This is a genomic window from Monashia sp. HAY1-5C, assembly GCF_056755255.1.
Window position 1 is genome coordinate 1 of sequence record NZ_JBPGXG010000146.1, and the last position, 10671, is coordinate 10671.

Consider the following 10671-nt stretch of genomic DNA (forward strand, 5'->3'; position numbering starts at 1 on the left):
TCCGTCGTCGGCAGCGTCAGATGTGTATAAGAGACAGGTCCGGGGGTGGTCGTGGGGGCAGGGCCCGGTGGTCTACCTCGTCCACGGCTGGGGCGGGACCCTCGAGCACCTACTGCCGTTCGTCGGGCCGTTGACCGACGCCGGTCTGCAGGCGGTGGCCTTCGACGGGCTCGGTCACGGGCACTCGGACCGGGGGCGTTACTCAGACGGGACGAGCGACGTCGTGGAGCTGGGTCGGTCCCTCGATGCGGTGGCTGCCCGCTTCGGCCCCGCGCGAGCGGTCGTCGCGCACTCGATGGGTGCCCTGGCCGCGCTCCTCGCCCTGCGCGACGGGTGGGTCGGTGCCGAGCGGCTCGTCCTCGTCGCACCGGTGCCCGGGGTTCCGCACCTCGTCGAGCGGCTCCGCGCCGACCTCGGACTGGGCGCGCGGACGGTGCGTCGTCTCGAGGCGAGGGCCCGACGACGCACGGGCCACGCCGTCTCCGAGCTCGACCTCGTCCGGCTCGGGGGCGACCTCGAGCGCGCGGCCGACCCCCGCCTCGGACCCGCGGCAGGCCCCGGTCGCCCGGACCTTCTCGTCGTCCACGACCTCGGCGACCGCGAGGTGGCGCACGAGGCGTCGGCCGCACTCGTCCGGTCCTGGCCGGGCGCGCGGCTGCTCAGCACGGTGGGCCTCGGGCACCGCAGGATCCTCGCCGACCGCGCGGTGGCCGGCGCCGTGGCCCGGTTCGCCGACCGCCTGCCCGTCGAGCCGTCGCTGCACGGACTCGACGCCCCGGCACCGTGGCCGTTCGCCCAGGACGGACCGGACGCGGCGGCGTGGTCGCCCGCGGCGGCGTGGTCGCCCGCGGCGGGCAGCGACGTCGCGTGAGCGTCCCACCTGCTGGGCGAGGGGGGTCGCGGCGGGCGGAGGGGTTGTTACGTTGCGGTAATGGACTTCACCGCTGACGAGTACGCACGCCGGGACGCCGACCGGCTCCGGGAGATCCTCGCCGGCCCGCCGGTCACCTGGGTGTTCCTCGGTGACAGCATCACGCAGGGCGTCGTGCACACCCACGGCCGGCGCAGCTACGTCGAGCACTTCGCGGAGCGCGTCCGTGGCGAGCTCGGCCGCCGCGGTGACGCCGTCGTCAACTCGGGGGTCTCGGGGACGACGGCCGAGGACCTGCTCCCTGAGTTCCACTGGCGCGCAGGTCGGTTCAGCCCTGACGTCGTCCTCGTCATGTTCGGGACGAACGACATCGTCGCGGGGGCCGACGGCATCCGCGCCTACCGCTACCGCATCGACCAGATCGTGCAGCGCTCGCGCGACATCGGGGCCACCGTGGTGCTCCAGACGCCGCCCCCGGTGCTCGCCGACGGTCCGCGCACGCCCGAGCTCATCGCCCTCTACGCCGACGCCGTGCGCGAGGTCGGCGAGGCGCTCGGTGTCCTCGTCGTCGACCATGCGGCCTCGTGGCGTCAGGCGGCCGACGCCGCGGGCGCCGAGGTCGCACCCGAGGGATGGCTGGACGACTCCTTCCACCCGAGCGCCCGCGGCCACCACGAGATGGTCCTGACCCTGCTCCGCACGCTCGGCGTCGCCGCCGACACGAGCGCCGTCTGCTCGCTCACCGTCGAGGACGCCGTCGGCGCCGGCGCCTGACCTCCTCCTCCGCAGCAGTCAGGGGCCGGTCAGGGTCCGATCAGGGCCCTCCCCGGCAGCGCAGGGAGCCCGGTCGGGGCCACGATGGAGCCATGACACACCCGATTCCCAACCCGTCCGGGCAGGCCCTGACCCCGACGAGCGACGAGCGCACGTGGGCGATCCTGGGACACCTGGCCGCCATCGTCGCAGCCGTCGTGTCCGTGGGCTGGCTCAGCTTCGTCGGCCCACTCCTGATCTGGGTCGCCTACAAGGACCGCAGCGCCTTCGTGCGACAGGCCGCCGCCGGCTCCTTCAACTTCAACCTCGCCGTGTGGGCCGCCATCATCGTCGGCTGGCTCATGTTCTTCACGGTCATCCTCATCCCCATCGCGGTCATCGTGTGGATCGTGGCCGTGGCCGCCGCGCTGTGGTTCCACGTCCGGGCCGCGATGGCGGCCAACCGCGGCCAGGCGTTCCGGTACCCGTGGGGCATCCCGGTCCTGCACTGACGACGCTGCCGGGCACGCCCGACGTCATGGAACGATGGGGTGGTCCCGCCCACGAGGCGGGCCACCCCATCGCCCGTGTCGGGCAGAAGACCGCGCCAACCCGCAGGAGATTGTGATGGACGCCGTGACCCACGTGCCCGCACCGGCCAACGAGCCGGTGCTCGACTACGCGCCGGGCTCGCCCGAGCGAAAGGCGCTCGAGGTCGCCCTGGCCGAGCTGGGCTCCAGCCAGCGCGACCTGCCGCACACCATCGGCGGTGAGCGGGTCACGGGCACGGGCCCCGAGATCGCGGTGCGTCAGCCGCACGCCCACGCCAAGGTGCTCGGCACCCTGCGCGACGCCACGGTGCAGGAGGGCCAGGCCGCCGTCGACGCGGCCAAGGCCGCCGCCCCGACGTGGCGCGCGCTGTCCTTCGACGACCGCGCCGCCATCCTGCTCAAGGCCGCCGAGCTGCTGGCCGGCCCGTGGCGCGCGCGCCTCAACGCCGCGACGATGCTCGGCCAGAGCAAGACCGCCTACCAGGCCGAGATCGACGCAGCCTGCGAGCTCATCGACTTCTGGCGCATCAACGTCCACTTCGCGCGCCAGATCCTCGAGCAGCAGCCGCCGCTGCACGCCAAGGGCATCTGGAACCGGTCGGACTACCGCTCGCTCGAGGGCTTCGTCTACGCCATCACCCCCTTCAACTTCACGGCGATCGCCGGCAACCTGCCGACCGCCCCGGCCCTCATGGGCAACACCGTCGTGTGGAAGCCGAGCCCGACCCAGCAGCTGGCCGCCACGCTGACGATGGAGCTGCTCGAGGAGGCGGGCCTGCCGCCCGGCGTCATCAACATGGTGACCGGCACCGGCGTCGAGGTCAGCAGAGCGGCCCTGGCCGACGAGGACCTCGCCGGCATCCACTTCACCGGCTCGACCCCGACCTTCAAGCGCCTGTGGCACGAGGTCGGCACGAACCTCGACCGGTACCGCACCTACCCGCGCCTCGTCGGCGAGACCGGCGGCAAGGACTTCATCCTCGCCCACCCGAGCGCCGACCCGGACGTGCTGCGCACCGCGATGATCCGCGGCGCGTTCGAGTTCCAGGGCCAGAAGTGCTCCGCCGCCTCGCGGGCCTACGTGCCCGCCTCCGTGTGGGACCGCATCCGGTCCGACCTCGTCGACATCACGAACGGCCTACCCCAGGGCGACGTCACCGACCTGTCCAACTTCATGGGCGCCGTCATCGACGAGCGGGCATTCGCCAAGCACCGGGACGCCATCGACCGGGCGCACGCCACGGACGGCATCGAGGTCATCGCCGGCGGCACGTACGACGACTCGGTGGGCTGGTTCGTGCGCCCCACGGTCCTCGAGGTCGGGGACGCGTCCGACGAGTCGTTCCGCACCGAGTACTTCGGGCCGATCCTGTCGGTCCACGTCTTCCCCGACGCGCGATACGACGCCGTTCTCGACCAGATGGAGCGCTTCGCACCGTACGGCCTCACCGGCTCCATCATCGCCCAGGACCGACGCGCCATCGCCGATGCGACGCAGCGCCTGCGCTTCGCGGCCGGCAACTTCTACATCAACGACAAGCCGACGGGTGCGGTGGTCGGCCAGCAGCCCTTCGGCGGAGGACGCGCGTCCGGCACCAACGACAAGGCGGGTGCGGCGCAGAACCTGCTGCGCTGGACCAGCGTCCGCTCGATCAAGGAGACCTTCGTCCCGCCGACCGACCACGCCTACCCGCACATGGGCTGAGCGCGCGCCCGTGCGAGAGGCCGGCCCACGCGGCCGGCCTCTCCGCCTGCAGGGGCGCGGGGTCAGCCGCGCTCGGCGAGCCAGGCCCGGCCCGTGCGCTGTTCGCTGCGGATGGCGTTGACGACGGCCGGCTCGGCGGCCTTCTCGATCCTGCGACCGAGCAGCGGGATCGAGGCCTTGAGGTCGCCCTCGATGCTGATCGTCGTGCCGGCGCCGGTGGGGGACAGGCGCACGTCGGAGCGCATCGCGACCGGCGCGCCGGCGACCTCGACGGTCAGGGTCCCCTTGCGGCTGGCATCGGGCGCGGCACCGGACCACTCGTAGGTCTCGGTGATCGACAGCGTGCCGCCGACGACGGACTTGGCGAAGTCGGGCAGCCCGTCGGTCGGCAGGTCACGCCGGGTCACGACGCGGGCGCCGTCGCCGGTGGGGCTCACGGCGGCCTCATGGCGCAGGGCCCCGGCCTCGACGCACTTGCGCTCCTGGAAGTGCGGGTCGGTGACCATGGCGAACACGGCGTCCGGAGCGGCGACGTACGAGATCGTCTCGGAGATCTTCATGGGCGACACGCTATGCCACGCGCTCGGCACCCCTCGTCCCATCACCGACGCCGACCGTGCAGACCGCGCGCTCGCGCCCGTCACGCGCCGGCGCGGCACCTGTCCGAGAGCCGGGCGAGCGCGGCGGTCGATCGCTCCAGCTCGCGGCGCAGGTGCGCGAGCTCGCGCGCACGGGCCGCCGTGATGCGGTTGAGCAGCTCCTGGAGCCGCTCGCGCTCGCGCAGCCGCGTCTGCGGCTCGACGCGGCTCGGACCGGGTGCCTCGACGACGATCTGGCCCTCGACGACGAGTCCTGCACGCTGCAGGTCCGGTTCGAGGGCGCGCAGCCGCGCCGCGCTCTCGGCGGTCGCGGCGGTCAGTGCCTGCAGCAGCCCACCCACGCCGTCGAGCTCGGTGGCCGTCCGGGTCAGCAGGTCGCGCTCTGCGGCCGTGACGTCGGGTCCGCCGCGGCGCACCTGGCGGCCGGCCGGAGCGTCGAGCTCGTGCACGTGGCCGACGAGGCGGTCGGCGGCCGTGCGCAGGACCCCACCGAGGGCCGAGATCGACGCCGCGTCGCCGTCCGTGCCCGTCACCGCGTCCCCCCTCCGGCCCCGCGGACCGCGGCCGCGCCCGACGCCCCTGGTGCTCCGGACGCTCCGGTCACGCGCGGCGCGTCCGTCGCCGCCGTAGCCTCCGTCGCGCCGGCGGCACCGAGGTCGAGGAGCCGTTCCTCGAGGGCCTCCGACAGGGCGCGGAGCGTGTCGGCGCCCTGCTCGACCCACGCGTCGAGGAGCCGTTGCGTCGCGAGGTCGCCGACGTCGGGCAGGTGCGTCAGGAGCGCGTCGGACCACGTGCGGGCGCCGGCCCGGGCATCGGCGAGGGCCCGGAGCGTCGCGCGGTCGGCGTCGCGCGCCGCCCGCTGCCCGGTGCCGTCGGTCATGGCCCCACTCTAGGCAGTCGCGGCGCCGCGGCCCGGCAGTTCTCCACCGCCCGCCTCCACCGCCCATCTCCACCGCCCATCTCCACCGCCCCGCGACGAGCCGAGGGGGTGGTGTGGCCGCAACCGGGAACGGGGATAGGCTCGCAGGGTGAGAGGCCGGCACGACGGCGTGCCGTGCCCGAGGCCCACGGTGAGGAATCCGAAGAGCGCATGTCCGCGTCACTCGAACAGACTCGAATCGACGTCCTGAAGGCTGCGGCGGCCGCCGTCGCACCGGCCCCGAGGAGGGGTCGGGCCACCCGAGACCACACGAGCGAGCTGGAGGAGTTCCTCCTCGCGTACTACCGGCTCGTCGCCACCGAGGACCTCCTCGCGCGACCGACCCGCGAGCTCGCCACCATCGCCGAGGCGCACCGGACGTTCGCCACCGAGCGGCCGGTCGGCACCTTCAACGTCCGCGCCTTCAACCCCACGCCCGAGGACGAGGGCTGGTCCACCACCCACACCGTCGTGCAGATCGTCGTCGACGACATGCCCTTCCTCGTCGACTCCGTCGTGGCCGCCCTCGGTGGCTTCGACCGTGGGGTCCACCTCATCGTCCACCCGCAGATGACGGTGTCGCGCACCATCACCGGTGAGCTGCAGACCATCGTCACCGACGGCAGCACGACGGTGCCGAGCGGCGGCGTCGGCCTCGTCCGCGAGTCGTGGATGCACCTCGAGATCGACCGGCTGCCCGACGACGCGCTGCCCGACCTCGAGAACCGGCTGCGGCACGTCCTCGAGAACGTCCGCGACTCCGTCGAGGACTGGCCGAAGATGCGGGCGCACGCCCTGACGATCGCGAGCGAGCTGCGCTCCGCCACGCCCCCCGGCACCGACCCGCACCAGGCCCGCGAGGCCGCCCGGTTCCTCGAGTGGCTGGCGCACAACAACTTCACCTTCCTCGGCTACCGCGAGTACTCGCTGACCCACGAGGACGGCAAGGACATCTCGCGGCAGGTGCCGGGCACCGGGCTGGGCCTGCTGCGCTACGACCGCCCGCGTGCCGCCAGCGGCCTCGTGCTGACGCCGGCCGCGAGCCGCGCCGCGCGCGACTCGTCGATCCTCATCATCACCAAGGCCAACTCGCGCGCCACCGTCCACCGCGACGTCTACCTCGACTACATCTCGATCAAGAGGTTCAACGCCCACGGCGAGTGCGTCGGCGAGCAGCGCTTCCTCGGGCTCTACGCGTCGGCCGCCTACAACGACACCATCCACGACATCCCGCTCGTCGACGTGCGCGCGCAGGAGGTCCTGCGGATCACCGGCCTGTCGGCCGACAGCCACTCGGGCAAGGACATCCTCCAGATCCTCGAGACCTACCCGAGGGACGAGCTGTTCCAGACGAGCGCGGCGCAGCTGGCCGACATCGCCACGAGCGTGCTGCACCTGCAGGAGCGTCGCAAGACCAAGCTGTTCCTGCGGCGGGACCAGTTCGGCCGCTTCGTCTCGTGCCTCGTCTACCTGCCGCGCGACCGCTACAACACGACGGTCCGCCTGCGCATCGAGGCCCTGCTCCTCGAGGCCTTCGGGGGCGAGAACATCGACAACACGACGCGCGTCAGCGAGTCGGTCCTCGCCCGCCTGCACTTCGTCGTGCGGATGCCGGCCGGCGTCGACATCCCCGACATCGACGAGGCCGCGCTCGAGCAGAAGGTCATCGACGCCACCCGGACGTGGGACGAGGACCTCGCCGACGCGCTCGCGAACGCCCGGGGCACCGACGGCGCCGCGCGCGCCATGGCGGCGTACGCCAAGGCGCTGCCGGAGGCGTACAAGGAGGACTTCGACGTCGCGACCGCGGTCGAGGACCTCGACCGCATCGAGGGGCTCGGCGAGGGCGACCTCACCACGGCGCTGCACCTCTACGAGGACCCGTCCAGCGACTCCGCCCAGGAGCGACGCTTCAAGCTCTACCGGCGAGCCGAGCTGTCGCTGACGCAGGTGCTGCCCCTGTTCACCCACCTCGGTGTCGACGTCGGCGACGAGCGCCCGTACGAGCTGCGCGGTCCCGACGGGCGCACCCTGCGCATCTACGACTTCGGGCTGCGCGCCGACGCCGACGCGTGGGGCGGGTCCGGGTCGGCCGCCGACGACGTGCGTCGCCGGTTCGAGGACGCCTTCCGTGCCGTCTGGGACGGTCGCGCCGAGTCCGACGGCTTCAACGCACTCGTCCTCGGGGCGGGGCTGACGTGGCGCCAGGTCGTCATCCTGCGCACCGTCGCCAAGTACCTGCGCCAGACCGGGTCGACGTTCTCGCAGGACTACGTCGAGTCGGCGCTCGGGACGCACACGGGCCTGGCCCGCAGCCTCGTCGAGCTCTTCGAGGCCCGGTTCGACCCCGACGCCTTCCCCGACACCGAGGCCGGCCGCGACAAGCGTGCCGCACGGCAGAAGACGATCGTCACCCGGATCAAGGACGCCCTCGACGACGTCGCGAGCCTCGACCACGACCGCATCGTCCGGGCGCTGCTCGGTGTCATCCAGGCGAGCCTGCGCACGAACTTCTACCAGCCCGACGAGCACGGCCACGACAAGTCGTACGTCTCCCTCAAGCTCAACCCCAGGAAGATCCCCGACCTCCCGGCACCACGGCCGATGTTCGAGGTGTGGGTCTACAGCCCCCGCGTCGAGGGCGTGCACCTGCGCTTCGGCAAGGTCGCCCGGGGAGGCCTGCGGTGGTCGGACCGCAGGGAGGACTTCCGGACCGAGATCCTCGGCCTCGTCAAGGCCCAGATGGTCAAGAACGCCGTCATCGTGCCGACCGGCTCCAAGGGCGGGTTCTACGCCAAGCAGCTGCCCGACCCGGCGCTCGACCGCGCCGCCTGGCTGGACGAGGGCATCGCGTCCTACAAGCTGTTCATCAGCGGCCTGCTCGACCTCACGGACAACCTCGTGTCGGGCCAGGCCGTGCCGCCGCGTCGCGTCGTGCGCCACGACGAGGACGACACCTACCTCGTCGTCGCGGCCGACAAGGGCACGGCGAAGTTCTCCGACATCGCCAACGGCATCTCCGCCGACTACGGCTTCTGGCTCGACGACGCGTTCGCCTCCGGTGGCTCGGCGGGCTACGACCACAAGGGCATGGGGATCACCGCCCGTGGGGCCTGGGAGTCGGTCAAGCGGCACTTCCGCGAGCTCGGTCTCGACACGCAGAGCGAGGAGTTCACCGTCGTCGGCGTCGGCGACATGAGCGGTGACGTCTTCGGCAACGGCATGCTCCTGTCGGAGCACATCCGGCTCGTGGCTGCCTTCGACCACCGGCACATCTTCGTCGACCCCGACCCGGACGCCGCCACGTCGTACGCCGAGCGGCGCCGGATGTTCGACCTGCCGGGCTCCTCCTGGGCCGACTACGACGCGTCGCTCATCAGCGCGGGCGGCGGCGTGTTCCCGCGCTCGGCCAAGTCGATCCCGGTGACGCCGCAGATGGTCCAGGCCCTCGGCCTGCGCTCCGGAACCCGGAGCATGACGCCCGCGGAGCTGATGAAGGCGATCCTGCTCGCACCGGTCGACCTGCTGTGGAACGGCGGCATCGGCACCTACGTCAAGGCCTCGGCCGAGACGAACGCCGAGATCGGCGACCGCGCCAACGACGCCATCCGCGTCAACGGCAGCGCCCTCCGGTGCAAGGTGGTCGGCGAGGGCGGCAACCTCGGCCTGAGCCAGCTCGGCCGCATCGAGGCCGCGCTGTCCGGTGTCCGGGTCAACACCGACGCCATCGACAACAGCGCGGGCGTCGACACCTCCGACCACGAGGTCAACATCAAGATCCTGCTCACCGAGCTGACCCGCACCGGCGAGCTGACGACGAAGCGGCGCAACACCCTCCTCGCCTCGATGACCGACGAGGTGGCCGAGCAGGTGCTGCGCGACAACTACGAGCAGAACGTCCTGCTCGGCAACGCCCGCGCCCAGCAGCACGCGATGCTCGGGGTCCACGAGCGGCTCATCCAGTTCCTCGAGGAGCACGGCGACCTCGACCGCGCGCTCGAGTTCCTGCCGAGCGACTCGGAGATCGCGCGCCGGCAGAAGGACGGCCTGGGCCTGTCCTCGCCCGAGTTCTCGGTGCTCGTCGCGTACGCGAAGCTGTACCTGAAGAACCAGCTCATCGCGACCACGCTGCCCGACGACCCGTGGCTGGCGACGACGCTGACGGACTACTTCCCGAAACCCTTGCGCCGCAAGTACGCCGAGCAGATCGCAGCCCACCCGCTGCGGCGCGAGATCATCACCAACGCGGTCGCCAACTCGATGGTCAACCGCGGTGGCATCACGTTCGCCTACCGTGCCACCGAGGAGACCGGCGCCTCACCGGAGCAGGTCGCCCGCGCGTACGTCGTGTGCCGCGAGGTCTTCGACCTGGCCGGGTTCGTGCGCCGGGTCGAGGGCACCGACAACCAGGTGACGACGGCCGCGCAGACGGCGCTCTACCTCGAGTTCCGTCGGCTCCTCGACCGGGCGGTGCGCTGGTTCCTCACCTCTCGCCCGGCCGAGCTCGACATCGCCGGCGAGGTGGCCCGGTTCCGTCCGGGCGTCGAGGCGTACGCCGGCCGGATGTCCGAGCTGCTCCAGGGCAGCGAGCGCGCCCGCCTCGTGCGTCGCGCCGGCGACCTGCAGGGCAAGGGCGTGCCCGAGGAGCTCGCGCTGTCGGCGGCGTCCCTGCTCGACGCGTACTCGCTGCTCGACTGCATCGAGCTGGCCGAGGACACCGGCGAGCCCCTCCAGAACGTCGTCGGCGTCTACTTCCGCGCCTCCGAGACCTTCAGCATCGACGCGATGCTGACGCGGGTCTCGGCGCTGCCGCGCGAGGACCGCTGGGACGCGCTCGCCCGCGGCGCCATGCGCGACGACCTCTACGCCGTGCTGGAGAGCCTGACCCGCTCGATCCTCGAGGTCAGCGACCGCTCCGCCGAGCCGGCGGCGCGCCTCGAGGCGTGGTCCGAGCTCAACGCCGACGCCCTCGGGCGGGCCCGGCAGGCGCTCGGCGGCATCGAGCGGATGAGCCACGCGGGCATCGCCGCACTCTCGGTCGCGCTGCGCACGCTGCGTACGGTGACCCGTCCGGCCTCCTCCGCCCCGCCGCGGCCGGCCCGGCACGACGAGAGCCCGGCCCTCGAGCCGGCGGCGCCGACGCAGCAGGCGTCGGCCACGAAGCGGGCCGCGCGCAAGGCGAGCACCGTCAAGAGCGCGGCCGCGAAGAGTGCCGCCGGCAAGAGTGCCGCCGGCAAGAGTGCCGCGAGGAAGGCGGCCGGGACGAAGGCGCC

8 protein-coding genes are annotated in these 10671 nt (G+C 72.6%); 5 read left to right on the forward strand and 3 right to left on the reverse strand.

The annotated features are described in order from the left end of the window. Nucleotides 1–22: 22 nt before the first annotated feature. The 4 genes from ACR9ZK_RS18115 to pruA all read left to right on the forward strand — a co-directional run bounded on the left by ACR9ZK_RS18115 (nt 23) and on the right by pruA (nt 3880). Nucleotides 23–871, forward strand: coding sequence for an alpha/beta fold hydrolase (locus ACR9ZK_RS18115; protein WP_481343353.1), 849 nt, complete (start codon nt 23–25; stop codon nt 869–871). A 60-nt stretch (nt 872–931) separates the two neighbouring features. After that, nucleotides 932–1645: an SGNH/GDSL hydrolase family protein gene (locus tag ACR9ZK_RS18120; RefSeq protein ID WP_481343354.1), complete on the forward strand. Its 714-nt coding sequence runs from the start codon at nt 932–934 to the stop codon at nt 1643–1645. A gap of 92 nt (nt 1646–1737) precedes the next feature. Then, the gene (locus ACR9ZK_RS18125) at nt 1738–2136 is read left to right on the forward strand and encodes a DUF4870 domain-containing protein (protein WP_481343355.1); all 399 of its coding nucleotides are present in this window, start codon (nt 1738–1740) and stop codon (nt 2134–2136) included. A gap of 115 nt (nt 2137–2251) precedes the next feature. Then, nucleotides 2252–3880, forward strand: coding sequence for an L-glutamate gamma-semialdehyde dehydrogenase (gene pruA, locus ACR9ZK_RS18130; RefSeq protein WP_481343356.1), 1629 nt, complete (start codon nt 2252–2254; stop codon nt 3878–3880). Between the two features lie 62 nt (nt 3881–3942). Here the strand turns inward: pruA and ACR9ZK_RS18135 are convergent, their stop codons facing one another. The 3 genes from ACR9ZK_RS18135 to ACR9ZK_RS18145 all read right to left on the reverse strand — a co-directional run bounded on the left by ACR9ZK_RS18135 (nt 3943) and on the right by ACR9ZK_RS18145 (nt 5359). Beyond that, nucleotides 3943–4440, reverse strand: coding sequence for a DUF2505 domain-containing protein (locus tag ACR9ZK_RS18135; protein WP_481343357.1), 498 nt, complete (start codon nt 4438–4440; stop codon nt 3943–3945). 80 nt (nt 4441–4520) lie between these two features. Next, nucleotides 4521–5012, reverse strand: coding sequence for a hypothetical protein (locus tag ACR9ZK_RS18140; RefSeq protein ID WP_481343358.1), 492 nt, complete (start codon nt 5010–5012; stop codon nt 4521–4523). Continuing rightward, the gene (locus ACR9ZK_RS18145) at nt 5009–5359 is read right to left on the reverse strand and encodes a hypothetical protein (RefSeq protein ID WP_481343359.1); all 351 of its coding nucleotides are present in this window, start codon (nt 5357–5359) and stop codon (nt 5009–5011) included. Before ACR9ZK_RS18145 ends, ACR9ZK_RS18140 begins: the two co-directional genes overlap by 4 nt. A 210-nt stretch (nt 5360–5569) precedes the next feature. Here ACR9ZK_RS18145 and ACR9ZK_RS18150 point away from each other — a divergent pair. Continuing rightward, nucleotides 5570–10671: NAD-glutamate dehydrogenase (locus ACR9ZK_RS18150; protein ID WP_481343360.1), on the forward strand; the 5102-nt coding region annotated here is incomplete at its 3' end.